Origin of the sequence: Limimaricola cinnabarinus, assembly GCF_047631075.1 — a bacterium.
In the GTDB taxonomy this organism is placed as follows: domain Bacteria; phylum Pseudomonadota; class Alphaproteobacteria; order Rhodobacterales; family Rhodobacteraceae; genus Limimaricola; species Limimaricola cinnabarinus.
This window is the reverse complement of sequence record NZ_JBLHYX010000009.1, coordinates 1-25,937: the sequence shown is the minus strand read 5'-3', so window position 1 is coordinate 25,937 and position 25,937 is coordinate 1. Positions and strand designations below refer to the sequence as shown.

Here is a 25,937-nt window from a genome sequence, read left to right as displayed (position 1 = left end):
ATGACCGACGCACCGCATGTTCCCGTCCTGTTGCGACCGCTGATCGCGGCCTTGGCCCCGATCGAAGGCGTATGGCTCGACGGCACCTTCGGGGCGGGCGGCTATACGCGGGCGCTTCTCGACGCGGGCGCCGACAGGGTCTTCGCGGTTGATCGCGATCCGTCGACATTCCGGATGGCGCAGGCATGGGCCGTACAATACGGTGATCGGCTGCAGATGCGCGAGGGACGGTTTTCGCAGCTCGACCAGCTCGCAGGCGAGTCGCTCGACGGCGTGGTGCTCGACCTCGGCGTCTCCTCGATGCAGATCGATCAGGCCGAGCGCGGGTTCTCGTTCCAGAAAGACGGCCCGCTCGACATGCGCATGGGCAATACCGGCCCCTCGGCCGCCGACATCGTGAACGAGGCCGAGGAGGCGCATCTCGCGCGGATCCTGTTCCTTTATGGCGAGGAGCGGCAGAGCCGTCGTATTGCTCGCGCCATCGTCGCGGCGCGCCCCGTTACCACGACGTTGCAGCTGGCCGAGATCGTCGCGCGCTGCCTGCCACGCCAGAAGCCTGGACAATCCAACCCCGCGACCCGCAGCTTTCAGGCGCTGCGCATCGCGGTGAACGAGGAATATGACGAGCTTTACGAGGGCCTTGCCGCCGCCGAACGCGCGCTCAAGCCCGGCGGACTTTTGGGCGTGGTGACCTTCCACTCGGTCGAGGACCGTATGGTAAAGCGTTTCATGCAGCTGCGCGCCGGCGCTACCGGCAACGCCAACCGCTTCGCGCCTGAGGTCGAGGGACCTCCGCCTGCCTTCGAACTGGTGGGGCGCAAGGCCGCCGGGCCCGATGACGAGGAACTCGCCGCCAACCCGCGCGCCCGCTCGGCGCGGCTCAGGGTGGCCCGGCGCACCGATGCTCCGGCGGGGCGGGCCGATCCTGCCGCGCTGGGAATGCCTATCTTGAACAAAGGGGAGAAACGTCGATGAGGGGCGTGATCTACGTGCTGTCGGCTCTGGCCGTCGTCGCCTTGGGCTTCTGGGCCTATCAGGAGAACTACAGCACGCAGCAATCTTTGCGTGATGTGCGACAGCTCTATGCCCGCATTGGCGCCGCACATGCGCGGCTTGGCATGCTCAACGCCGAATGGGCCTATCTCAACCGCCCAGACCGCCTGCGCGACCTCGCCGATCTCAACTTCGACCGTCTCGGGCTTCTGCCGCTGCGGCCCGAAGCCTTCGGCCAGATCGAACAGGTCGGCTTCCCGCCCGAAATGCTGCCGCCGATCATGAACCCGGTCGAAGTGTCCTCGGCCTTCATGAACACCGATGAGGAGCCGCTGTGATCCGTCGCCCGCTGCGCCCCTTGGCGCGTATCCTCAAGGCGCGCGACCATGGCGAGAACCCCGACGCGATCGAGCGCGAGAACCTGCGCCTGCGCCACGAAGAGGTGCGCGACCGCGCCCGCTCGCGTGCCGAAGGCCGCCTGCTGGTGCTCGGCGGTTTCTTCTTCATCGCCTTCAGTGCCATCGCTCTGAAGATGGGCGGCATGGCGGGCGCCCCTGCCGAAGAGCCGCGCGCCGCCGATTCGGGCAATCCGATTATTGCCCAGCGCGCCGACATCACCGACCGCAAGGGCCGGATCCTCGCCACCAACCTCGATACCTACGCGCTCTATGCCCAGCCGCCGCAGATGATCGACCCGGCGCGCTCTGCGGCCGAACTGGTGCGGATCTTCCCCGAGCTCGACGAGCAGGAGCTGCTCGAGGATTTCGCCGGCCCGCGCAAGTTCCTGTGGATTCGCAAGCAGATCAGCCCCGAGCAGCGTCAGGCGGTGCATGACATTGGCGATCCGGGCCTGCTGTTCGGCCCGCGCGAGATGCGGATCTATCCCAATGGCCCCATCGCCTCTCACATTCTCGGTGGCGCGAGCTATGGGCGCGAGGGCGTCTCCTCGGCCGAGGTGATCGGCGTGGCGGGGGTCGAGCGGCGCTTCGACGCCTATCTGCGCGATCCTGCCAATGAAGGCGCGCCCTTGCAGCTCTCGCTCGACCTCACCGTGCAGTCGGCGGTCGAGGAGGTGCTCTTGGGTGGTATGAACCTGCTCAATGCGCGCGGTGCCGCGGCGGTGCTGATGGAGGCCAAGACCGGCGAGATCGTCGCCATGGCGAGCCTGCCGGATTTCGATCCCAACAACCGTCCGCGGCCGCTGATCAAGGGGTCGCCCGCCGACAGCCCGCTCTTCAATCGCATGGTGCAGGGCGTCTACGAGCTGGGCTCGGTGTTCAAGATCTTTACCGTGGCGCAGGGTCTCGAGATGGGGCTGATCCAGCCTTCGACCATGATCGACACCAAGGGCCCGATGACATGGGGCCGGTTCCGCATCCGCGACTTCCACGATTACGGCCCGCAGCTCTCGGCCACCGACGTGATTGTGGAAAGCTCCAACATCGGCACCTCGCGCATCGCCTTGATGTTCGGCGCCCAGAAACAGCGCGAATTCCTCGGTCGGCTCGGCATGCTCGAACCCACCGAGGTCGAGATGGTCGAGGCGCCCACCGGCAAGCCATTGCTGCCAGCGCAGTGGTCCGAGATCTCGACCATGACGATCTCCTATGGCCACGGGCTCTCCGTCACGCCGCTGCATCTCGCCGCCGGTTACGCCACACTCGCCAATGGTGGGATCAAGGTGACGCCGACGCTGCTGCACAACGCCAACCGCGCGCCCGGCGAGCGGGTGGTGAGCGAGCAAACCGCCGCCGCCACGCGCGCCATGTTGCGCGCCGTGGTCAGCCGTGGCACCGCGAGCTTGGGCGATGTCGAAGGCTACGAGGTGGGTGGCAAGACCGGCACCGCCGACAAGCCCAAGGAAAATGGCGGCGGCTACTACAAGGACAAGGTGATCTCGACTTTCGCGGGCATGTTCCCCGCGACAGATCCCGAATACGTCTTCGTCGTCACCTTCGACGAACCGGTCGAGACCACGGGATCGATTCCGCGCCGCACCGCCGGTTGGACCGCCGTGCCCGTCGCCTCCGAGATGATCCGGCGGACCGCGCCGCTTCTGGGGCTCAGACCGCAGGTTGAAGGCGCGCCCATTGAGGGTATATCGCTGGCCGCGAACTGATCCGCGAGGGGCTAAGATGGACGGCAAGGTGGCCACGCTGGCCGAACTGGGGCTGACGGCGCAGGGCGGCCGCGAGGCGCGTCTCACGGGGCTGTCAGTGGACAGCCGCGAGGTGCGGCCAGGTCATCTCTTTGCGGCGCTGCCCGGCTCGGTCTCGCACGGGGCGGGTTTCGTCGAGACGGCCCTCGAAGGGGGCGCCGCGGCGATCCTTACCGATGCGGACGGCGCGCGCATCGCAGCATCCGCGCTCTCGTCGTCATCGGCGGCGCTGATCATCGCCGAAGAGCCGCGCCAGGCATTGGCTCATGCCGCCGCGTTGTGGTTCGGCCCCGCGCCCGGCACCCTCGTCGCCGTGACCGGCACCAATGGCAAGACCTCGGTCTCGACCTTCGCGCGGCAGATATGGACCGCGCTGGGGCACCGCGCCGTCAATCTTGGGACCACCGGGGTCGAGGGCGCATGGACCCATCCGCTCAAGCACACCACGCCCGAGCCGATCACCCTGCACCGCGCTCTGGCCAGGGCCGCGCGCGAAGGGGTGACCCATGTGGCGATGGAGGCGTCGAGCCACGGTCTCGACCAGCACCGGCTCGACGGGGTGGTGCCGGCGGCGGCGGGCTTCACCAATTTCACGCAAGACCATCTGGACTATCACCAGAGCTTCGAAGCCTATTTCGAGGCCAAGCTCGCGCTGTTCGATCGGGTGCTGCCCGAAGAGGGCGTGGTTGCCGTCAATCTCGACGATACCAAGGGCGCAGAGATCGCCCGGCGCTGCGCGGCGCGCGGACAGGAGGTGATTGGCGTGGGTCACGCCGAGGGCGCTCGGTTGCGTCTTCTCGCGCAACGCTTCGAATCCACCGGCCAGGAGCTGCGCTTTGCCTGGCAGGGTATGGCGCGCATGTGTCGTCTCGACCTCGTCGGCGGCTTTCAGGCCGAAAACGTCCTTCTGGCCGCCGCGCTGGTGATCGGCGCGGGAGAGGACCCCGACGACGTGTTCCGCGCGCTGCCCGAACTCACCACCGTGCGCGGACGGATGCAGCTTGCCGCACGGCGCGACAATGGCGCGACGGTCTTCGTCGATTACGCCCACACCCCGGACGCGGTCGAGACTGCGCTCAAGGCGCTGCGCCCGCATGTGATGGGCCGTATCGTGGCCATCATCGGTGCGGGCGGCGACCGCGACCGGGGAAAGCGACCCTTGATGGGGGCGGCCGCCGCCCATCACGCCGACGCGGTGATCGTCACCGACGACAATCCGCGGTCCGAAGACGCGGGATCGATTCGCGCCGCCGTGCTGGAGGGGGCGCGCGGCGTGATCGGCGGCGCCGAAAGCGTGACCGAGACCGGCGACCGCGCCGAGGCGATCCTTCGGGGCGTCGATGCGCTTGGGCCGGGCGACGCGCTGCTGATCTGCGGCAAGGGCCACGAGACCGGCCAGATCGTCGGCGACAATGTTCTGCCCTTCGACGACGCCGAGCAGGCTTCGGTCGCCGTGGCCGCTCTGGAGGGCCACGCATGACTCTCTGGACTGCAGCCGATGCCGCCGCCGCGACGGGTGGACGCGCGAGAGGCGATTGGAACGCCGACGGCGTCTCGATCGACACCCGCACCCTGAAGCCCGGCGATCTCTTCGTTGCGCTGGAGGCGGCGCGCGACGGGCACGACTTCGTAGCGCAGGCGCTTGAGAAGGGGGCCGCCGCCGCCCTCGTCAGCCGCGTGCCCGACGACGTGCCCGAAGATGCGCCCCTGCTGATCGTCGATGCGGTCTTGCCGGCGCTGGAGCGGCTTGGCATCGCGGGCCGCGCCCGTACCGGGGCCCGGGTCGCGGCGATCACCGGTTCGGTAGGCAAGACCTCGACCAAGGAGATGCTGCGCGCAGCGCTCGAAGGGCAGGGCCGCGTCCATGCCGCCGAGGCGAGCTACAACAACCACTGGGGCGTGCCGCTGACATTGGCGCGGATGCCCGCCGACACCGACTTCGCGGTGATCGAGATCGGCATGAACCATCCCGGCGAGATTGCGCCGCTTGCTCGCATGGCGCGGCCGCATGTGGCGATGATCACCACCGTCGCCGCCGTACATCTCGAAGCCTTCGAGAACGTCGAGGGGATCGCGCAGGAGAAGGCCGCGATCTTCGAGGGGCTGGAGCCGGGCGGCTGCGCCGTGATCAACGGCGACCTCGCGGTGAGCCCGATCCTGCGCGCCAGCGCCCGCGCGGCAGGGGCGAAGATCATCGGTTTCGGCGGCGGCGTCAGCAACCATCACCGGCTGCGCGAGGCGCATGTGCGAGAAGGCGCCACCGTCGGCAAGGCGCGGCTGTGGCGCACCGACATCATGCTCAAGGTCGCGACCGAGGGGCGGCATTTCATGGTTAACGCGCTGGGCGTGATCGCCGTGGCGCAGGCCATGGGCGCCGACCGGGCCCGTGCGATCTGCAACCTTTCCGCATGGGCGCCGCCCGCCGGGCGCGGCACCCGCGAGACGGTGGTCATCGACCCCGCCCGCGACGGTGAGACGCTGGAATTGATCGACGACAGTTTCAACGCCAACCCGACCTCGCTGTCGGCCTCGCTCGCGGTGCTCGCCGCCGCCCGGACTCGAGACGGGGTGGGGCGGGTGCATCGCGGTCGCCGCATCGCGATCCTGGGCGACATGCTGGAGCTGGGCCCGCGCGAGCGCGGGATGCACGCCGAGATGGCAAATGATCCGGCGATGGCCGCGCTCAGGACGGTGCATTGCGTGGGGCCGCGGATGCGCGCCTTGCACGACGCGCTGCCCGAGGCGCAGCGCGGGCGTTGGGTCGAGCGGGTCGAGGAGCTGATCCCCGAGACGGCGCGGCTGGTCGATTCCGGCGATGTCGTGCTGGTCAAAGGCTCCAAGGGCAGCCATGTCAGCCGTCTTGTTGACGCGATCCGCAAACTGGGGCAACGCAGGCCCTCCGGCGACAAGGAGGCCTGAGGCCCATGCTCTACCTGCTGACGCTGCTGTCCGACGGCGGCGACTTCTTCAACCTGTTTCGCTACATCACCTTTCGGGCGGGCGGGGCCTTTCTGACGTCGCTTCTGTTCGGTTTCATCTTCGGACCGCCGCTGATCAACGTGCTGCGTCGCACCCAGGGCAAGGGCCAACCGATCCGCACCGACGGCCCCGAGGGGCATTTTGCCAAGGCGGGCACCCCGACCATGGGCGGGCTCTTGATCGTCGGCGCGGTAATGACCTCGACGCTGCTCTGGGCGCGGCTCGACAATCCTTACGTGCTAATGGTGCTTTTCGTGACGCTGGGCTTCGCGATGATCGGTTTTGCCGATGACTACGCCAAGGTCCGCAAGCAGAACACCGATGGCGTCTCGGGCAAGCTGCGGCTGCTGATCGGTTTCACCATCGCTGCACTCGCGGGTTGGTGGGCGGCGATGTATCACCCCGACAACCTCACCAACCAGCTCGCCTTCCCGGTCTATAACGAGATGCTTCTCAACCTCGGCATCCTGTTCGTGCCCTTTTCGATGATCGTCATCGTCGGCGCCGCCAATGCGGTGAACCTCACCGACGGTCTCGACGGGCTTGCGATCATGCCGGTGATGATCGCCGCCGGTGCCTTTGGCGTCATCGCCTATGCCGTGGGCCGCACCGATTTTACCGAGTATCTCGGCGTCCACTACGTGCCCGACACCGGCGAAATCCTGATCTTCACCATGGGGCTGATCGGCGGGGGCCTCGGCTTTCTGTGGTACAACGCGCCGCCTGCGGCGGTCTTCATGGGCGACACCGGCTCTCTCGCGCTGGGCGGCGGCCTCGGGGCCATTGCAGTGGCGACCAAGCACGAGATCGTGTTGTCGATCGTCGGCGGGCTCTTCGTGGTCGAGGCGCTGTCGGTGATCATTCAGGTGCTCTACTTCAAGCGCACCGGGCGCCGGGTCTTCTTGATGGCGCCGATCCATCATCACTACGAAAAGAAGGGCTGGTCCGAGCCGCAGATCGTGATCCGATTCTGGATCATCTCGCTGATCCTCGCGATGATCGGCCTGGCCACGCTGAAGCTGCGCTGAGACGCATTTCACGGAGAGAGCTATGATCCCGGTTCGCGGACATGAGGGCCAGACCGTCGCGGTGCTGGGGCTGGGCAGGTCCGGCCGGGCCACGGCGGCGGCGCTGAAGGCCGGCGGCGCGCAGGTCGTCGCTTGGGATGACGGCCCTTCGGGGCGCGAGGCCGCCGAAGCCCAAGGCATCGAGCTGCGCGACCTGACCCGTGCGAGCGCCTACGAGGGCGTGTCGCTTCTCGTCACCTCTCCGGGCATCCCGCATCTCTACCCCGCGCCGCATGCCGCTATCGCAGCCGCTTGGGAGGCGGGGGTGCCGGTCGACAACGACATCGGCCTGTTCTTTCGCAGCTATGCGACCGAAGATTTCGACCAGTTCGACACGTTGCCCCGCGTCGTCGCCATTACCGGCTCAAACGGCAAGTCGACCACCTCGGCGCTGGTCCATCACATATTGATCGAGAACGGCCGCCCCGCGCAGCTTGCAGGCAATATCGGCCGCGGCGTGCTCGATCTCGATCCGCCGCATGACGGCGAGGTGGTGGTGTTGGAGCTGTCGAGCTACCAGACGGAACTGGCGCGTGCGCTCACGCCCGACATCGCGGTGCTGACCAACCTCTCGCCCGATCACCTTGATCGGCATGCCGGGCCGGGTGGATATTTCGCGGCCAAGCGGCGGCTCTTTTCCGAGGGCGGGCCGGACCGCGCCGTGATTGGTGTCGACGAGAACGAAGGCCGCTACCTCGCCAACCAGCTCGCCATCGCCGCCGCCGACGATCGCGTCATCGCGATCTCCTCGGGCCGCAAGCTCACCGGTCCCGGCTGGAATGTCTTTGCGCGCAAGGGTTTCCTCAGCGAGTACCGCAAGGGCCGTCAGGTCGCCTCGGTCGACCTGCGCGACATTCCCGGCCTGCCGGGGGCGCACAACCACCAGAATGCCTGCGCTGCGTGGTCCGTCGCACGCGCGCTGGGCCTCGGGCCGCGCGGCATCGAGGCGGCGCTGCGCTCCTATTCCGGCCTGCCGCACCGCTCGCAGCGGGTGGCGGAACGGGATGGCGTGGCCTTCGTCAACGACAGCAAGGCCACCAATGTCGACGCCGCCGCCAAGGCGCTCGCCGCCTTTCCGCGCATCCGCTGGATCTGCGGCGGCCTCGAGAAGGAAGGCGGGCTGTCGGGCTTGGGCGAGGGGTTGGCAAACGTCGCCAAGGCCTATGTGATCGGCCGCGAGGCCGAGGCCTTCGCGGTAAAGCTCTCGGGCGTCGAGGCCGAGGTCTGCGGCAGCATGGTCGTCGCTGTGGAGCGGGCCATGGCTGAGGCGGAGCCGGGTGACACCGTGCTTCTGGCCCCCGCGGCGGCGAGCTTCGATCAATACGACAATTTCGAGCAGCGCGGCGAGGATTTCGCGAGCGAGGTCAAGGCCCGGCTCTGATCGCGCGGGGCGCGGTCAGCCACCCTGCGCGATCGCCGATCCGGCGGCAAAGCCCGAGGCCCAGGCCCATTGGAAGTTGTAACCGCCGAGCCATCCGGTGACATCGACGCATTCGCCAATGAAATGCAGCCCCGGCACCGTCTTCGCCTCCATCGTCTTGGACGACAGCGCGTCGGTCGACACGCCTCCCAGCGTCACTTCGGCGGTGCGGTAGCCCTCGGTACCCGAAGGCACCAGCCGCCAGTCGCGCAAGGCGGCACACAGCGCGTCGATGGCGCGGTCGGACTGGTCGGCCATGTTGCCGGGCATCGGATGCTCCTCGGCCCATGCCTCGATCAGCCGGGCGGGCAGATGCTGCGCCAGCACCGTCTTCACCGCCTTTTTTCCATCCGTGCGCCGCGCGCCGCGCAAGGCCTCGGCCAACCTGCCGTCGGGGGCGAGGTCGATGCGGATCTCCCCGCCCTCGCGCCAGTAGGACGAGGCCTGCAGGATCGCGGGACCGGAGAGCCCACGATGCGTGAACAATAGCGCCTCATCAAAAGCGGGGCCGTCGGCCTGCGCGCGCACCGGCAGAGCCACGCCGGACAGACCGGCAAAGCGGTCCGGAAAGGTCAGCGGCACGAGGCCGGGTCGGGTTTCGGTGAGGGGCAAGCCGAACTGCTCAGCGATGCGGTAGGCCAGCCCGGTGGCGCCCATCTTGGGAATCGACTTGCCGCCCGTGGCCACCACGACTCGGGCCGCGCGAAGCGTCTCGCGCCGTCCCGCCCGCTCGATCACCGCGCGAAACCCGCTTTCGTCACGGGCGACCTCGACCAGCGAAGTCCGAAGCGACACCTCGGCTCCGGCGGCCCGTGCCTCGGCCATCAGCATCGCGACGATCTGGGTGGCCTTGCCGTCGCAGAACAGCTGGCCCAGCGTCTTCTCATGCCAAGCGATGCCGTACTTTTGCACGAGGTCGAGGAAATCCCATGGCGTGTAACGCGCCAGCGCCGATTTGTGGAAATGCGGGTTGGTCCCGACAAAGCATTCGGGGCCGGTGCGCAGGTTGGTGAAGTTGCAGCGCCCGCCGCCCGAGATCCGGATCTTTTCGCCCGGCGCGCGGGCGTGGTCGATCACGAGCGTGTCGCCGCCCGCATGCATCGCCGCGAAGAGGCCCGCGGCCCCGGCACCGAGGATCAGCGTGTTGATATGACGTGTGTTGTCCATCCCCGCGACCTGCCGCTTTTCAGCCACGGGCTCAAGCCTCGGTAGCGCCGGGACTGGACGTTATTTTCATGGTCAATCGCGCATATTCGCGCTAGTCTTGTGCGACAGACCCGCAAAAGCGGGCAGGGCAGAGGCAATCAGGCAGCAGATTCATGACCGAAATGGTGCATGGGGCGGTCCCCGTACGGACCGTCGATCCGATTCTCCCCCGCTGGTGGCGGACCATCGATGTCTGGACCATGTCCTGCATCCTGTTGCTCTTTGCGATCGGCATCCTGCTGGGGCTCGCGGCCTCGCCCCCGCTGGCCTCCCGCAACGGTCTTGACCCGTTTTACTATGTCAGCCGACAGGCATTCTTCGGCATCGTCTCCCTCGCGGTGATGATGGGCGTGTCGATGATGACGCCGCAGGTGGTGCGCCGCCTCGCAGTCGTGGGCTTTGCAGGGGCCTTCGTCGCGCTGATGCTGCTGCCGGTCTTCGGAACCGATTTTGGCAAGGGCGCGGTGCGCTGGTTCTCCTTCGGTTTTGCCTCGGTCCAACCGTCGGAGTTCCTCAAGCCCGGCTTCGTCGTCGTGGCGGCATGGTTCATGGCGGCAGGGATGGAGCCCTCGGGTCCTCCGGGCCGGCTGTGGTCCTTCGCGCTGGCCTTCACCATTGTCATGTTCCTCGTGCTGCAGCCCGATTTCGGGCAGGCGGCGCTCGTGCTGTTCTCCTGGGGCGTGATGTATTTTGTCGGTGGCGCGCCGATGTTGCTACTGGCGGGCCTCGCAGGTGTGGTCATTCTGGGCGGCACCTTCGCCTACAACAACTCCGAGCACTTCGCCCGGCGCATCGACGGTTTCCTCTCGGCCGAGGTCGATCCCAACACCCAGCTCGGCTATGCGACCAACGCGATCCGCGAGGGCGGCTTCTTCGGCGTCGGCGTCGGCGAGGGACAGGTGAAGTGGTCGCTTCCCGACGCGCATACCGACTTCATCATCGCCGTGGCGGCCGAGGAATACGGGCTGGTCTGCGTGATCGCGATCATCGTGCTCTACTGCACCATCGTGGTGCGTTCGCTGATGCGGCTGATGAAGGAACGCGACACCTTCATCCGTCTGGCGGGCACCGGCCTCGCCTGTGCCTTCGGCGTGCAGGCGATGATCAACATGGGCGTGGCGGTGCGGCTCCTGCCGGCCAAAGGCATGACGCTGCCCTTCGTGAGCTATGGCGGCTCCTCGGTGATCGCGTCCGGCATCGCGCTCGGCATGCTCCTCGCCTTTACCCGGACCCGTCCGCAGGGCGGCATCGGCGACATCCTGTTGCGGCGGGGCCGCTGATGTCGGCGCCGCTTCTCGTCATCGCCGCCGGTGGTACCGGCGGCCACATGTTTCCCGCTCAGGCGCTGGCCGAGCTGATGCTGACGCGCGGCTGGAGGGTCAAGCTGTCCACCGACGCGCGCGGCGCGCGCTATACCCAGAACTTCCCCCGCGAGGTCGAGATCGAACAGGTGGGTGCGGCCACCTTCGCGCGCGGCGGCCTCTCGGCCAAGGTGATCGCGCCGTTTCGTATCGGCGGCGGCGTGGCGGCGGCGGTGACCCGGATGATGCGCGACCAGCCTTCGGTAGTGGTTGGCTTTGGTGGCTACCCTTCGATTCCCGCGCTTTCGGCGGCAACGATTCTCAAGCTGCCGCGCATGATCCACGAGCAGAACGGCGTGCTGGGCCGGGTCAACGGGCTGTTCGCGCGCCGCGTCCACGCCGTGGCCTGCGGCACTTGGCCCACCGCGCTGCCCGATGGCGTCGAGGCGATCCATACCGGCAACCCGGTACGCCGCGCCGTGCTCGACCGTTCGGGCGCGGCCTACATTCCGCCGGGCGATTACCCGATGTCGGTTCTCGTGATCGGTGGCAGCCAAGGCGCGCGCATCCTGTCGGACGTGGTGCCGCCCGCGATCGCCGAGCTTCCGGCCGAACTGCGCCGCCGGGTGCGGGTCAGCCATCAGGCCCGCGAGGAGGACGTGCAGCGCGTCTCCACCTATTACGCGGATGAGGGGATCGATGCCGACGTGCAGACCTTTTTTGCCGATGTTCCGACACGCATGAGCGAGGCGCAGCTGGTCATCTGCCGCTCCGGGGCCTCGACCATCGCGGATCTGAGCGTCATTGGCCGGCCTTCGATCCTCGTGCCCTTCGCGGCTGCCGCCGCGGATCATCAGACCGCAAATGCGCGCGGTCTCGTCGACGCCGGCGCGGCGATCATGTTCCCCGAGAGCAAGTTTCATGTGACGACGCTCTCCCAGCGGATCGCGCTGGTGCTGGGCAACAGCGACGGCGCGATGCGAATGGCGCATGCGGCGCGCGACACGGGCGTTCCCGACGCGGCAGAGCGGTTGGCGGGGGTTGTGGAACGCCTCGCGGATGGACAGAAGGGCACGGATTCTTGATGGACGGGACGCAAGCCATGAATGCCGCCACGAAACTGCCGCTCGATGTCGGCCCGATCCACTTCGTCGGCATCGGCGGCATCGGCATGTCCGGCATCGCCGAGGTGCTCCTGAACCAAGGCTACACGGTGCAAGGCTCGGACCTGAAGGGCTCCAAAATCACCGAGCGGCTCGAAACCCTCGGGGCCCGGGTCTTCATCGGCCAGTCGGGCGAGAACCTCGAAGGGGCCGAAGTCGTCGTCATCTCCTCGGCGATCAAGCCGGGCAACCTCGAGCTTGACGAAGCCCGCCGCCGCGGTCTTCCCGTGGTGCGCCGCGCCGAAATGCTGGCCGAGCTGATGCGGCTGCGCTCCAACGTCGCCGTGGGCGGCACCCATGGCAAGACCACCACCACGACCATGGTGGCGACGCTGCTCGACGCAGGCAATTTCGACCCCACCGTGGTCAATGGCGGCATCATCCATGCCTATGGCTCGAATGCCCGGATGGGGCAGGGCGAATGGATGGTGGTCGAGGCCGATGAGAGCGACGGCACCTTCAACCGGCTACCCGCCACCATCGCCATCGTGACCAACATCGACCCCGAGCACATGGATCACTGGGGCTCGATCGAGGGGCTGCGCAAGGGCTTCCTCGACTTCGTGTCGAACATCCCTTTCTACGGCCTCGCCGTGTGCTGCACCGACCATCCCGAAGTGCAGGCGCTGGTGGGCCGCGTCACCGACCGCCGCGTCACCACCTTCGGGTTCAACGCGCAGGCCGACGTGCGTGCCGCCAACCTGACCTACAAGGGCGGCATCGCGCATTTCGACGTGGTGCTGCGCGCCGAGGGCACGGTGATCGAGGGCTGCACCCTGCCGATGCCGGGCGATCACAACGTGTCGAACGCGCTCGCCGCCGTCGCCGTGGCGCGGCATTTGGGCATGAAGCGCGATGAGATACGTGCGGCACTTGCCGGGTTCGGGGGTGTCAACCGGCGCTTCACCAAGGTCGGTGAATGGAACGGCGTCACGATCATAGATGATTACGGCCATCACCCCGTGGAGATCGCCGCCGTGCTGCGTGCGGCTCGCCAAGCCAGCGAAGGCCGGGTGATCGCGGTGCACCAGCCGCACCGTTTCACGCGGCTCGCCACGCTGTTCGACGATTTCTGCACCTGTTTCAACGACGCCGACGTGGTCGGCATCTCGGACATCTACGCCGCTGGAGAAGAGCCGATCGAGGGGGCGGGACGCGACGACCTCGTCGCCGGTCTGATCCGGCATGGCCATCGCCACGCGCGCGCCGTGACCTCCGAAGAGGATCTGGCCCATCTGGTGCGCGAGCAGGCGCGTCCCGGCGATATCGTTGTCTGCCTCGGAGCGGGCACGATCAGTGCTTGGGCCGGTGCGCTGCCCGCAAGGCTGGAACAGGACGGATGAGCGCGGCGCAGGCCCTGCCGCTGGCGGTCGCCTGCCTGTGGGCGATTGCGGCCAACCTCGCCGCTATGCTGCCTTCGCGCGACAACCACCGCAGCTGCGCCACCGCCCTCGTAGTGATCGGCGTGCCGCTTCTGGGCTGGACCACCTATGCGCTGGGTCCGATCGCGGGCGTGGCGATGATGGCGGCGGGGGCCTCGGTGCTGCGCTGGCCACTGAAGGCAGCCGGTCGGCGGCTCAAGCGGCGGTTCGGGCGGGCGTGATGACCGGCATGCCCAGCGAACTTCCCGACACGCGGGGTCGGCTGACCCCAAATCGCGCGCTCGCCGATCTGACATGGCTGCGCGTGGGCGGGCCGGCCGACTGGCTGTTCCAACCCGCCGACCGCGAGGATCTTGCAGCTTTCCTATGTGACCTCGACCCTTCCGTGCCGGTCTTCGCGATGGGCGTCGGCTCCAACCTCATCGTGCGCGACGGGGGTGTCCGCGGCGTGGTGATCCGGCTCGGGCGCGGCTTCAATGGCATCGACATCGCACCCGATGGCCGCGTCATCGCCGGGGCGGCCGCGCTCGATTCGCACGTCGCGCGCAAGGCGGCGCAGGCGGGGCGCGACCTGACCTTCCTGCGTACCATCCCCGGTGCCATCGGCGGCGCGGTACGGATGAACGCGGGCTGCTACGGCGCCTATGTCGCCGACGCGCTGCGCGAGGTCACGGTGATCCACCGCGATGGCCGAACGGAAACGCTTGCCGCCGCGGCGCTTGATCTCGCCTATCGTTCGAGCCGTCTGCCGGAGAGCGCGGTGATCGTCGAGGCGGTGTTCGACGCGCCCGAAGGCGATCCGGTGGCGCTCGAGGCGCGGATGGAGGAACAGATCGCCAAGCGAGACGCCAGCCAGCCCACCCGCGACCGCACGGCGGGCTCGACCTTCCGCAATCCGGTGGGATTCTCCTCAACCGGGCGCGCCGATGACAGCCACGAGTTGAAAGCTTGGAAGGTGATCGACGAGGCGGGGATGCGCGGCGCGCGGCTTGGTGGTGCCGTGATGAACGACAAGCATCCGAACTTTCTCACCAATGCGGGCAACGCGACGGCGGCCGATCTCGAAGCTCTGGGCGAGAAGGTCCGGAAAAGGGTTTACGAGCATTCGGGCCTGACGCTAGAATGGGAAATCATGCGGATCGGGCAACCGAGCGCGTGACACACGGATAATTCGGCCCCCGCCAAGCGGGGGAGGCCCACAAGGGCCATAACAATGACGCGCCGTTCAGCGGTGCGCGAATGGGGCAGTGCGGGAATGTCGAGCGGGACACATCCCAAGGTTGTCGTGGTGATGGGCGGACCCTCGGCCGAACGCGAGGTCTCTCTTTCCACGGGGCGCGAATGCGCGGCGGCCTTGCGGCAGGCAGGATATGAGGTGATCGAGGTCGATGCCGGCCCCGACCTGCCCCAATGTCTGCGCGACCTTGTTCCCTGTGTCGTCTTCAACGCCCTGCACGGCCCGCGTGGCGAAGATGGCTGCATCCAGGGCCTGCTGGAATGGCTGCGTATCCCCTATACCCATTCGGGCGTGCTGGCCTCGGCGCTGGCCATGGACAAGGAAGCCACCAAGGCCGCCTTTCGCGTCGAGGGGCTTCCGGTGGCAGAGAGCCGCCTTGCCACCAAGGCCGAGGTGATGGCCGCCCATGTCATGCCGCCGCCCTATGTCGTGAAACCCTACAACGAAGGCTCCAGCGTCGGCGTCTATATCGTGCCCGAAGGCGCGCACCAGCCGCCGCAACTTGCCCAAGACATGCCCGCGACGGTGATGGTCGAGGCTTACCTTCCGGGGCGCGAGTTGACGACCACGGTGCTGGGCGACCGCGCGCTGACCGTGACCGATATCGTGACGAATGGCTGGTACGACTACGACGCCAAGTACAAAACCGGCGGCTCGCGCCATGTCGTACCCGCCGAAATTCCGCAGGAGATCTTCGAGGCCTGTCTCGACTACGCGCTTCGCGCGCATCGCGCCCTGGGCTGCCGTGGCCTTTCACGCACAGATTTCCGTTGGGACGAGGACAGGGGGCTTGATGGCCTCGTGCTTCTGGAGACCAACACCCAGCCCGGCATGACGCCGACCTCGCTTGCGCCCGAGCAGGCGGCCAAGGTCGGCATCTCGTTTCCCGATCTCTGCGGCTGGCTGGTGGAGGACGCCTCATGCGATCGTTGACATCGCTGTTCCGGCGCCAGCCGCAATACGGCATGCGCCGCGATCCGGCGCCGACGCGCTGGGGCTACCGCTACCAGCGGCTGATGCTGACGCCGGCCTTCCGGATCGGACTGCGCTTCGGCCTGCCGCTCGTGCTCGTGGCGGCGGTGGGTGGCATCTGGTTCGGTCAGCAGGACAACCGCACCGCATTCGCCGCGCAGGTCGACCGGTTCAAGGCGACGGTCCAGCAGCGGCCCGAATTCATGGTGGGCGCGGTCGAGATCGAGGGCGCCGAGCCCGCGCTCGCCGCCGCGATCAAGGCGTTCCTGCCCGAGAAGATGCCGGTGTCCTCCTTCGATCTCGACCTGCCGGAGATCCGCAGCCGCATCCGCGAGCTGACGGCGGTGGCCGACGCGACGGTGCGCGTCCGCCCCGGCGGCACGCTCGAGGTCGCGGTGACCCAGCGGGTTCCGGTGGCGGTGTGGCGCTATGTCGACGGGCTGCGGCTTGTCGATGCCGAGGGCGTGATGACCGGGATGATCCCGGCGCGTTCCGACCGCGCGGACCTGCCTCTCATCGCGGGCGACGGCGCGCGCGAAAAGATCGACGAGGCGCTGGCGCTCTTTGCCGCCGCGGCCCCCGTCGCCCCGCGCATTCGGGGGCTGGTGCGCATGGGCGAACGGCGCTGGGATCTGGTGCTCGACCGCGACCAGCGGATCCTTCTGCCCGCGGAGGCGCCGGTGAAGGCGCTGGAGCGGGTGATGGCGCTCGATGAGGCCGAGGAGATCCTCGCGCGTGACATCGCGGCGGTGGACATAAGAAATGAGGATCGGCCGACCATAAGGCTGACCGAGCAGGCATTGGTGCGGCTTCGCCGCGTCAGCGAGACAAATTAGAAAAAACGGGGCGGAAACGAAAATGGGGCAGCTCTACCAGACGCAGCGGGCGATGCGGCACATGCGCAAGGCGGCGATGCAGAGAGGCGTCATCGCCATTCTCGACGTCGGCACCTCCAAGATCGCCTGTCTGGTGTTGCGCTTCGACGGCGATGCCCCGGCGCTTGAGGGCGTGGGCTCGATGGCGGGGCAGTCCAACTTCCGCATCATCGGTGCCGCCACCACCCGCTCGCGCGGGGTCTCCTTCGGCGAGGTCGCGGCGATGGCCGAGACCGAGCGCGCGATCCGCACCGCGGTGCAGGCGGCGCAGAAGATGGCGGGCGTGCGCGTCGATCACGTCATCGCCACGCTGTCGGGTGCGCGGCCGCGCAGCTACGGGCTCGACGGCGAGGTCGAGGTCGAGGAGGGCCAAGTGACCGATGGCGACATCGGCCGCGTGCTCGCCGCCTGCGAGATGCCCGACTATGGCGACGGCCGCGAGGTGCTGCACGCGCAGCCCGTGAACTTCGCGCTCGACCATCGGTCGGGTCTTGCCGATCCGCGCGGTCAGATCGGCCAGCGGCTCACCACCGACATGCACCTGCTCACCGTCGACGCCACCGCCATCGAGAACCTGCTCTACTGCATCAAGCGCTGCGACCTCGAGGTCGCAGGGATCGCGTCGTCTGCCTATGTCTCGGGCGTGTCCTCGCTGGTCGAGGACGAGCAGGAACTGGGCGCGGCCTGCATCGACATGGGTGGCGGCTCCACCGGCATCTCGGTCTTCATCCGCAAGCATATGATCTATGCCGACAGCGTGCGCATGGGGGGCGATCATGTCACCTCCGACATCTCGATGGGCCTGCAGGTGCCGATGGCCACCGCCGAGCGGATCAAGACCTTCTACGGCGGCGTCGTCGCCACCGGCATGGACGACCGCGAGATGATCGAGATCGGCGGCGACACCGGCGATTGGGAGCATGACCGCCGCACCGTCAGCCGCGCCGAGCTGATCGGCATCATGCGCCCGCGCGTCGAGGAGATCCTCGAGGAGGTGCGCCAGCGGCTCGACGCGGCGGGCTTTGAGCATCTTCCTTCCCAGCAGATCGTGCTCACCGGCGGCGGCAGCCAGATCCCCGGGCTTGACGGTCTGGCGACGCGCATCCTCGGCCAGCAGGTCCGTCTGGGCCGACCGCTGCGCGTGCAGGGTCTGCCACAGGCCGCCACCGGCCCAGCCTTCGCGGGCTCGGTGGGGCTGTGCCTCTTTGCCGCGCATCCGCAGGATGAATGGTGGGATTTCGAAGTGCCTGCCGAGCGCCACTCGGCGCGGTCCTTCAAACGGGCCTTCAAATGGTTCAAGGACAACTGGTGATACGCAAGATGTCGCTCATCGGCCCACAGGGCCGATATTCGACGCTGCGGAAACCTCAAGAAAACAGTAAGAATGCCCGAGTTTCCCCGTGACGATACGAGCGCGCGCGGATAGTTTGGCCAAATAATGGCAGACACGCCCGGCGGGACGGGCCAGATTCAGGACAGGCAGACAGCGATGGCACTCAACCTCTCTCTGCCGGGGCAGGAAGATCTCAAGCCCCGGATCACCGTCTTCGGCGTGGGCGGCGCTGGTGGCAACGCGGTCAACAACATGATCGAGAAGGAGCTCGACGGCGTCGAGTTCGTGGTCGCCAACACCGATGCGCAGGCGCTGCAGCAATCGCGCGCCCAAGCCAAGATCCAGATGGGCGTGAAGGTCACCGAAGGTCTGGGCGCGGGCGCTCGTGCCACCGTCGGCGCCGCCGCGGCCGAGGAGTCGATCGAGGAGATCGTCGATCACCTCGCCGGCGCGCATATGTGCTTCATCACCGCCGGCATGGGCGGTGGCACCGGTACCGGCGCCGCGCCGATCATCGCCCAGGCCGCGCGCGAACTCGGCGTGCTGACCGTCGGCGTCGTCACCAAGCCGTTCCAGTTCGAGGGCGGCAAGCGCATGAAGCAAGCCGAGGCCGGCGTCGAGGCGCTGCAGAAGGTGGTCGACACGCTGATCATCATCCCGAACCAGAACCTGTTCCGCCTTGCCAACGAGAACACCACTTTCACCGAGGCCTTCGCTCTCGCCGACGACGTGCTCTATCAGGGCGTCAAGGGCGTGACCGACCTGATGGTGCGTCCCGGCCTGATCAACCTCGACTTCGCCGACGTCCGCGCGGTGATGGACGAGATGGGCAAGGCGATGATGGGCACCGGCGAGGCCGAGGGCGAAGACCGCGCCGTTCAGGCCGCCGAGAAGGCGATCGCGAACCCGCTGCTCGACGAGATCAGCCTCGAGGGCGCCAAGGGCGTGCTCATCAACATCACCGGCGGCTACGACCTCACCCTGTTCGAGCTCGACGAGGCGGCCAACAAGATCCGCGAGAAGGTCGATCCCGAGGCCAACATCATCGTCGGCTCCACGCTCGACACCGGCATGGAAGGCCGGATGCGTGTCTCCGTCGTCGCCACCGGCATCGACGCGATGGCCAAGCACGAGGACGTCCCCGTGCCGCGCCGCAAGATGAGCGAGCCGCTGCGCGAGCGCGTCTCCGCCGAAGACGAGATGCAGGCCGCGCCGGTGCCGCCGCGCCGCGAGGCTCAGCTGCAGCCCGCGCCCCGTGCCCAGACCTCCGCGCCGCGCCGCGAGCCGCAGCCGCAGGTCCGTCAAGAGCCCGAACCCTCCTATGAAGAGGACTACGCCGAAGGCTTCGACACCCGGCGCTCCGCCCCGCGCGAGGAGCCGCAGCAGCGGTTCCAGCCGCAGCACGAAGACGATGTGCCAGCCCCCGTCTACGAGCCGCGCCGCGAGGCGGCCCGGCAGGCGGAGCCCGCTCCCGAAAGCTTCGTGGCGCCCGCGCCGCGTGCCTCCGGCGGAGCCTCTCCTGACACCATGGCGCGGCTGCGGGCCGCGTCGCAGAACCAGCCGCGCCAGCAGCAGCCCGAGCGCGCCGAGATGCCCCGCGCCGAGCCGCGCAGCCCCGCCGCTCCGGCCCGCAGCGCCGAGGCCGACCGGCAGCCGCGCTTCGGTATCAATTCGCTCATCAACCGGATGACCGGTCATGCCGAGCAGCCCGGCGCCCCGGCGCAGCCCGCGCGTCCGCAGCCGCCGACCCAGCGCGCGCAGCCGCAGCAGCCCGTGCAGCCACGTCAGGCCCCCAACTGGCAGGATGACGGCGAGACCGATCCCGAGCAGGAGCGCATCGAGATCCCCGCCTTCCTGCGGCGTCAGGCGAACTGACGCAAAGCCGCACATTCTTTGTGCAACAAGGGCCGCCTTTGGGCGGCCCTAGCCGTTTTCAGGGGGTTTTGCCTATCGACTGCGTGCCCCGGACCACATGTTTCACGCTGTCGCAAAGAGTGAATTGTGACCTCTAGGGTGAGCGCTTAGGTCACTGGGGTAACGAAATCCGAAATGGATCCGGGCAGAGACACGTGCAGACCACATTGTTCAGATACGTCGGCTTTACCGGCATTGGCCTCCATACGGGGCGACCGGTCCGGCTCGTTCTGCGGCCCGCGCCGACGGGCCATGGCATCGTATTCCGCCGCATGGATGTGGTCGGGATCGACCGTCTGGTGCCCGCGCGTTGGGATCTGGTCGAGATTTCGCCGCTCAATACCCGCATCGTCAATGCCGACGGCGTATCGGTCTCGACCATCGAACATCTGATGGCCGCACTCTCGGGCTGTGGCGTGCACAACGCGCTGATCGAGATCGACGGCCCCGAGGTTCCGATTCTCGACGGCAGCGCCGCGGGCTTCGCGCGGGCGATCCTCGATGCCGGGCTGCGGCGTCAGGACGCGCCGCTCCGGGCGATCGAGATGCTCGATGTTGTCGAGGTTCATTACGGCCAGGCCATGGCCCGGCTGCGGCCAGCCCGCGGTCACGAGCCGCGCGGCCTCAGGATCGACTTCGAGATCGACTTCGTCGATCCGGCCATTGGTCATCAGTCGCGCGTGCTCGATATGGCCAATGGTGCCTTTCTGCGCGAATTGTGCGACAGCCGCACTTTCTGCCGCCTCTCGGATGTCGAAGCGATGCAGGCGCAGGGCCTGGCACTCGGCGGTACCTTCGAGAACGCGGTGGTGGTCGATGGCGACCGGGTGCTCAGCCCCGGTGGCCTGCGTCATCCCGACGAGGCGGTGCGCCACAAGATGCTCGACGCGCTCGGCGATCTGGGCACCGCGGGCCTGCCGATCCTCGGTGTCTACGAAGGGCTGCGCGCCGGTCACGCGATGACCAACCGCCTGCTGCGCGCGCTCTTTGCCCGGCCCGAGGCCTGGCGCATCGTGACCTGCGACGCCGCGCTCGAAGACCGGCTGCCCGGCAGTCGGCTCAAGCCCGCCGATTTCGCCGCCGTTGCCTGATCGCCGCGCCGCGAACGCCGCCGGAAAAGCCATTTTGCCCCCGATTTTTTCATGCTAGACCCGAGGCCGAGCGGCCCCGGTGCGGGGTGTGAACGGGGCAACGACCCCGGGATGGGCAGATGACCGACAGGATGCAGGACGCGCGGATGGCAGGCAGCGGAACACGGGCCAGCTTGGGCCTGATACTGGCTCTGGGGCTCTTGGCCGGCTGCGGCAGCACCTCTGACCGGTTGAGTACGGGCGCGCTTGAGCAGCTTGACGCCGTGGCGATCTACAAACAGGGCGAGGCCAGCCTCGAAAGCGGTTCAGCCGACGACGCGGCCTTCTATTTTGGTGAAATCGAGCGCCTCTATCCCTATTCGGAATGGGCCAAGCGCGGGTTGATCATGCAGGCTTTCGCTCTGCACAAGGACGGCGCTTATGACGACAGCCGCGCCAGCGCCCAGCGCTATCTCGATTTCTATCCGACTTCCGAGGATGCGGCCTACGCACAGTATCTTCTGGCGCTGAGCTATTACGACCAGATCGACGATATTGGCCGCGATCAGGGCCTGACCTTTCAGGCGCTGCAGGCGCTGCGTGCGGTGATCGAGCAATATCCCGACAGCAGCTATGCCGCCGAGTCGAAGCTGAAATTCGATCTCGCCTTCGACCACCTCGCGGGCAAGGAAATGGAGATCGGGCGCTACTATCTCAAGCGGGGCCACTATGCCGCCGCCGCGCGCCGGTTCCGCGTTGTGGTGGAGCAGTTCCAGACCACGACCCATACCGCCGAGGCGCTGCACCGGCTGGTCGAGACCTATCTCTCGCTCGGGCTCATCCAGGAGGCGCAGACGGCGGGCGCGATCCTCGGCTACAATTATCGCGGCACCGACTGGTACGAGGACAGCTACCGCCTGCTCACCGGACGCGGCCTGTCGATGGAGGCTACCGGTGACAACTGGCTGGCAAGCATCTATCGCCAGCTGGTGCGGGGCGAATGGATCTGATCGCTTCGCGCTGACGTTCCACTCCGGGGGTTACTGGACATGCTGCGCGCGCTCGACATCCGGGACATGCTGATCATCGACAGGCTTGAGCTGGAGTTCCAGCCGGGCCTCAACGTGCTGACCGGGGAAACCGGCGCGGGCAAGTCGATCCTGCTCGACAGCCTCGGTTTCGTGCTGGGTTGGCGCGGGCGGGCCGAACTGGTGCGCACCGGCGCGGCCCAAGGCGAGGTAACGGCGGTGTTCGAGCTTGCGGCCGACCATCCGGCGCGCCGCGTGCTTTCGGAGGCCGGGATCGAGGCCGATGACGAACTCATCCTGCGCCGCGTCAACACCGAAACCGGTCGCAAGACGGCTTGGGTCAACGATCGCCGCGTCTCGGGCGAAGTGCTGCGCGCGCTGTCCGATCAGCTTCTGGAACTGCACGGCCAGCACGATGATCGCGGTCTCCTCGATCCGCGTGGCCACAGGCTGATGCTCGACGAGTTCGCCCAAGCAGCACCCGCCATCGCCGAGACGCGCCGCGCCTGGGCTGCCCGTCGCGACGCCCGCCGCGCTCTGGCGGCGGTGCAGGAGCAGGTGGAGGCGTTGCGCGCCGAGGAAGATTATCTGCGCCATGCCGTGGCCGAACTCGATGCGATGGACCCTCAGCCCGGCGAGGAGGCCGAGCTCGATGCCGCGCGGCGCCGGATGCAGGGTGCCGAACGGGTGCGCGGCGACGTGGCGCGCGCCCATCAGGTGATTTCCGGCGAAGGGGCCGAAGGTCTGGTCTCGGATGCGATGCGTTGGCTCGACGGTGCGATCGAGGCCGCCGAAGGCCGTCTGGACCCCGTGATGGAGGCGCTGGCCCGCGCGCTCGACGCCCTCGGCGAAGCCGAGACCGGCGTGCGCGACGTGCTCGACGCGCTCGAATTCGACCCGCGTGCGCTCGAAGCCGCTGAGGAGAGGCTCTTTGCGCTGCGCGGCCTGGCGCGCAAGCACGAGGTGGCAGTCGACGAGTTGGCCAGCTTCACCGACGGGCTGCGCCGGCGATTGGCGGCGCTCGACGCTTCCGAAGGCGATATGGCCGATCTCGAAGCCGCCATGCGCGCCGCCGATGCCGCCTATGACGCCGCCGCCGCCGCGCTGAGCGAGGCGCGGCGCGAGGCAGGCCTGCGGTTGTCGACGGCAATGGCGGCGGAACTGGCACCGCTCAAGCTCGACCGCGCGGTGTTCGAGGTCGATCTGATGCCTGCCGACCCTGGCCCCGAAGGGCGCGACGAGGTGAGCTTTCGCGTCGCCACCAACCCCGGCGCGCCGTCCGGCCCCCTTTCGCGCATCGCCTCGGGCGGTGAGCTGTCGCGATTCCTTCTGGCGCTCAAGGTCTGCCTGACCGGCGACAATATCGGCAAAACGCTGATCTTCGACGAGATCGACCGGGGCCTCGGTGGTGCTACCGCCAACGCCGTGGGTCGCCGGTTGGCGCGGCTGGCCGACGGGGCGCAGGTGCTGGTCGTCACCCATTCGCCACAGGTCGCGGCGCTGGGGGCGCATCACTGGCGTGTCGAAAAGGGGGTGAGCACTGGCCCCTCGGGCGAGGTAACGACATCGCGCGTGGTGCCCCTCGACGACTCCGACCGCATCGACGAGATCGCGCGGATGCTCGCGGGCGATACGGTTACCGAAGCCGCGCGTGGCGCGGCGCGGGTATTGCTTGGTGATGCCGACGCGGCCTGACCAAGGACGGTCGGCAGACTATCGTCCCCGCATAGAAAAAGGGTGTCTGCAATCTGTGTTGAGCGCTTCGCTTTTGAACAAAATGGTCAACTTTCTTCCGTGAGCGCACAGAGTGCACTCATTGCTACACCATTACTTTCGAAGCTTCCTGAATGCACTCGGCGATCCGATCGACGTTGATGATGGGTTGGGTAGCCCCTCCTGACGGCACTCGTGCCAGGATGGTCCGGATCGGATCAGGAGGATCGTGCAATGAAGGAAGTATCAATCATCGGCGTCGACTTGGCCAAGCAGGTGTTTCAGCTCCACGGAGCGACCGCCGACGGCGAAGTTGTCTTTCGGAAGAAGCTGTCACGCAAACAGTTCGCGGTTTTCATGGAGGCACATCCTCGTTGTCGCGTCGCGATGGAGGCGTGCGCCACGGCTCACCACTGGGCTCGCATGCTGACGGGTTTCGGCCATGAGGTGCGGCTGATCGCACCGAAGTTCGTCAGGCCCTATGTGAAGACCCAGAAGAACGACATGGCCGACGCCGAGGCGATTGTGGAAGCAGCAACCCCACCGACCATGCGCTTCGTCGAGAGATCGTGTCCCAACGCTTGGTGTAAGAGGCTGCGGGCGGAGCCCTTGGCGTAGCGTAGCGCGTGGCCGAGTGTGACGCTGGCGGTCACCGTCGATCTTCGGAGTAGGTTCGGGTTGGGAAACCTTGAACCAGATGGAGACGACGATGACCGACGACAGAATGGCTCTGCTCGAGCTGGTTGAAAAGCAGGCTGATGGAGATCTGGTCCGCGAGATGCTGGCCTTCGCGGCCGAGCGGATCATGGAGGCAGAGGTCGAGGCGAGAACCGGCGTTGCGAAGGGCGCGCGTTCGCCGCTGCGCGAAGTTCACCGGAACGGCTATCGCGAGCGGGACTGGGACACGCGTGCCGGCCGGGTCGCGTTGGAAATTCCGAAGCTGCGCAAGGGCAGCTATCTGCCCAGCTTCCTTGAGCCTCGCCGCACGGCCGAGAAGGCGCTCGTGGCGTTCGCCATGGGTCTCGAACCATGGCGACCCATGGCTCACTCCAGGAGGCTTACGTCCAAGGCATTTCCACCCGCTCGGTCGACAACCTGGTGAAGGCCATGGGGGCCGGTGGCATGTCGAAGAGCCAGGTCAGTCGCCTTTGCGCCGAGATCGATGAGCGGGTGAACGCGTTCCTGGATCGGCCGCTGGAGGGGAGCTGGCCATACCTCTGGCTCGACGCGACCTATCTGAAGGTCCGTGACGGCGGGCGGATCGTCAGCCGTGCTGTAATAGTGGCGTTCGCAGGCTCACCGGTCAATGAGGATGGCAAGCGCGAGGTGCTTGGCGTCGCCACGGGCCTCTCCGAAGCAGAGACGTTCTGGATCGGCTTCCTGCGCAGCCTGGCCGACCGCGGCCTGCGGGGCGTGAAGCTGGTGATCTCCGACGATCACAAGGGGCTCCGGGCCGCCGCGCCCCGGGTCTTCAATGCGACCCACCAAAGGTGCCGGGTTCACTGGATGAGGAACGCGCTCGCTCATGCCCCGGCCAAGCAGCGCACGGCCGTGGCCGCGATGCTGAAGACGATCTTCGCCCAGGACAACAAGGCCGAGGCCGAAGCCCAGTGGGAGGTGGTTGCCGACGCGCTGCGCGAGAAGCAGGCGACACTCGGCGCCCTGATGGACGCTTCCCGCGATGACGTGCTCGCCTACATGGATTTCCCTCGCGAGCACTGGTCCCAGATCGCGTCGACGAACCCACTTGAGCGGGTGAACCGCGAAATAAAGAGAAGGTCCGATGTCATCGGCATCTTTCCCAACGACGAGGCCATTGTTCGGCTCGTTGGCGCATTGATGCTGGAGGCCAATGACAAGTGGACCGTCGCGCGCCGCTATATGAGCCTTGAATCCCTGGCACGCGTCATCGACAATCCCGACATCAGGCTGCCCGCAGTGGCCTCCTGATCAGGCTTGGACCTCTCCGAAGGTCGGCGCTCTTACAACACCAGTCGATGGGACACTTCTGTGGTTGCCGCCCGTGATGCAAATAGTTTTTGACCCTTTTGGCATGTGATCGAGTGCGGTCTTCTGTCAGGCCTCGTTGTGCGGCATTCCAGAAGCCGCGGGCCGATATGGTGATC

General features: G+C 67.4%; 20 protein-coding genes and 2 pseudogenes. 21 read left to right on the top strand and 1 reads right to left on the bottom strand.

The features are described from left to right. The 7 genes from rsmH to murD are packed head-to-tail and all read left to right on the top strand — an operon-like array spanning position 1 to position 8,578. Positions 1–975: a 16S rRNA (cytosine(1402)-N(4))-methyltransferase RsmH gene (gene rsmH, locus ACJASC_RS09045; RefSeq protein WP_415145358.1), complete on the top strand. Its 975-nt coding sequence runs from the start codon at positions 1–3 to the stop codon at positions 973–975. Further along, on the top strand, positions 972–1,331 hold the full coding sequence (gene ftsL, locus ACJASC_RS09040) for a cell division protein FtsL (protein ID WP_021692786.1): 360 nt from the start codon (positions 972–974) through the stop codon (positions 1,329–1,331). The genes rsmH and ftsL overlap by 4 nt, the downstream gene beginning before the upstream one ends. Continuing rightward, positions 1,328–3,112, top strand: coding sequence for a peptidoglycan D,D-transpeptidase FtsI family protein (locus ACJASC_RS09035; RefSeq protein ID WP_415145356.1), 1,785 nt, complete (start codon positions 1,328–1,330; stop codon positions 3,110–3,112). Before ftsL ends, ACJASC_RS09035 begins: the two co-directional genes overlap by 4 nt. Positions 3,113–3,128: 16 nt before the next feature. After that, on the top strand, positions 3,129–4,631 hold the full coding sequence (locus ACJASC_RS09030; protein WP_415145354.1) for a UDP-N-acetylmuramoyl-L-alanyl-D-glutamate--2,6-diaminopimelate ligase: 1,503 nt from the start codon (positions 3,129–3,131) through the stop codon (positions 4,629–4,631). Then, positions 4,628–6,070, top strand: a complete 1,443-nt coding sequence (locus ACJASC_RS09025) for a UDP-N-acetylmuramoyl-tripeptide--D-alanyl-D-alanine ligase (protein WP_415145352.1) — start codon at positions 4,628–4,630, stop codon at positions 6,068–6,070. The genes ACJASC_RS09030 and ACJASC_RS09025 overlap by 4 nt, the downstream gene beginning before the upstream one ends. A gap of 5 nt (positions 6,071–6,075) precedes the next feature. Then, on the top strand, positions 6,076–7,158 hold the full coding sequence (mraY, locus tag ACJASC_RS09020) for a phospho-N-acetylmuramoyl-pentapeptide-transferase (RefSeq protein WP_021692790.1): 1,083 nt from the start codon (positions 6,076–6,078) through the stop codon (positions 7,156–7,158). A gap of 22 nt (positions 7,159–7,180) precedes the next feature. Beyond that, positions 7,181–8,578 carry a UDP-N-acetylmuramoyl-L-alanine--D-glutamate ligase gene (gene murD, locus ACJASC_RS09015; protein WP_415145350.1) on the top strand — a complete coding sequence of 466 codons (1,398 nt, stop codon included), beginning with the start codon at positions 7,181–7,183 and terminating at the stop codon, positions 8,576–8,578. 15 nt (positions 8,579–8,593) lie between these two features. On the opposite strand, the gene ACJASC_RS09010 is transcribed toward murD, so the two are convergent. Next, entirely contained in the window at positions 8,594–9,784 is a 1,191-nt protein-coding gene (locus tag ACJASC_RS09010) for a BaiN/RdsA family NAD(P)/FAD-dependent oxidoreductase (RefSeq protein WP_045319654.1), read from the bottom strand. A 152-nt stretch (positions 9,785–9,936) separates the two neighbouring features. Here ACJASC_RS09010 and ACJASC_RS09005 point away from each other — a divergent pair, with 152 nt between their 5' ends. The 14 genes and pseudogenes from ACJASC_RS09005 to ACJASC_RS08940 all read left to right on the top strand — a co-directional run bounded on the left by ACJASC_RS09005 (position 9,937) and on the right by ACJASC_RS08940 (position 25,761). Continuing rightward, complete coding sequence (locus ACJASC_RS09005; protein ID WP_021692793.1) at positions 9,937–11,103, top strand: peptidoglycan glycosyltransferase FtsW; 1,167 nt, start codon at positions 9,937–9,939, stop codon at positions 11,101–11,103. Further along, complete coding sequence (locus tag ACJASC_RS09000; protein WP_415145347.1) at positions 11,103–12,209, top strand: UDP-N-acetylglucosamine--N-acetylmuramyl-(pentapeptide) pyrophosphoryl-undecaprenol N-acetylglucosamine transferase; 1,107 nt, start codon at positions 11,103–11,105, stop codon at positions 12,207–12,209. Before ACJASC_RS09005 ends, ACJASC_RS09000 begins: the two co-directional genes overlap by 1 nt. A 17-nt stretch (positions 12,210–12,226) precedes the next feature. Beyond that, the gene (gene murC / locus ACJASC_RS08995; RefSeq protein ID WP_415145553.1) at positions 12,227–13,630 is read left to right on the top strand and encodes a UDP-N-acetylmuramate--L-alanine ligase; all 1,404 of its coding nucleotides are present in this window, start codon (positions 12,227–12,229) and stop codon (positions 13,628–13,630) included. After that, a complete protein-coding gene (locus ACJASC_RS08990; RefSeq protein WP_415145345.1) occupies positions 13,627–13,890 on the top strand; it encodes a DUF2484 family protein in 264 nt (87 codons plus the stop codon). The genes murC and ACJASC_RS08990 overlap by 4 nt, the downstream gene beginning before the upstream one ends. Positions 13,891–13,898: 8 nt before the next feature. Next, a complete protein-coding gene (gene murB, locus ACJASC_RS08985; RefSeq protein ID WP_415145343.1) occupies positions 13,899–14,828 on the top strand; it encodes a UDP-N-acetylmuramate dehydrogenase in 930 nt (309 codons plus the stop codon). Positions 14,829–14,924: 96 nt separating this feature from the next. Beyond that, positions 14,925–15,839, top strand: a complete 915-nt coding sequence (locus tag ACJASC_RS08980; protein ID WP_415145551.1) for a D-alanine--D-alanine ligase — start codon at positions 14,925–14,927, stop codon at positions 15,837–15,839. After that, on the top strand, positions 15,827–16,714 hold the full coding sequence (locus ACJASC_RS08975; RefSeq protein WP_415145341.1) for a cell division protein FtsQ/DivIB: 888 nt from the start codon (positions 15,827–15,829) through the stop codon (positions 16,712–16,714). Before ACJASC_RS08980 ends, ACJASC_RS08975 begins: the two co-directional genes overlap by 13 nt. Positions 16,715–16,736: 22 nt before the next feature. Continuing rightward, positions 16,737–18,065, top strand: a complete 1,329-nt coding sequence (ftsA, locus tag ACJASC_RS08970) for a cell division protein FtsA (RefSeq protein ID WP_045319657.1) — start codon at positions 16,737–16,739, stop codon at positions 18,063–18,065. Between the two features lie 177 nt (positions 18,066–18,242). Then, positions 18,243–19,961, top strand: coding sequence for a cell division protein FtsZ (gene ftsZ, locus ACJASC_RS08965; protein ID WP_415145549.1), 1,719 nt, complete (start codon positions 18,243–18,245; stop codon positions 19,959–19,961). Positions 19,962–20,155: 194 nt separating this feature from the next. Then, on the top strand, positions 20,156–21,091 hold the full coding sequence (lpxC, locus tag ACJASC_RS08960; protein WP_415145339.1) for a UDP-3-O-acyl-N-acetylglucosamine deacetylase: 936 nt from the start codon (positions 20,156–20,158) through the stop codon (positions 21,089–21,091). Positions 21,092–21,237: 146 nt separating this feature from the next. Then, positions 21,238–22,080: an outer membrane protein assembly factor BamD gene (locus ACJASC_RS08955; protein ID WP_415145547.1), complete on the top strand. Its 843-nt coding sequence runs from the start codon at positions 21,238–21,240 to the stop codon at positions 22,078–22,080. A 39-nt stretch (positions 22,081–22,119) separates the two neighbouring features. Continuing rightward, complete coding sequence (recN, locus tag ACJASC_RS08950; RefSeq protein ID WP_415145337.1) at positions 22,120–23,793, top strand: DNA repair protein RecN; 1,674 nt, start codon at positions 22,120–22,122, stop codon at positions 23,791–23,793. Between the two features lie 252 nt (positions 23,794–24,045). Beyond that, positions 24,046–24,372 (top strand): annotated as a pseudogene (locus ACJASC_RS08945) (IS110 family transposase); the annotation flags it as partial. A 148-nt stretch (positions 24,373–24,520) separates the two neighbouring features. Beyond that, positions 24,521–25,761, top strand: a pseudogene (locus tag ACJASC_RS08940) (IS256 family transposase). The last annotated feature ends 176 nt before the right edge of the window (positions 25,762–25,937 follow it).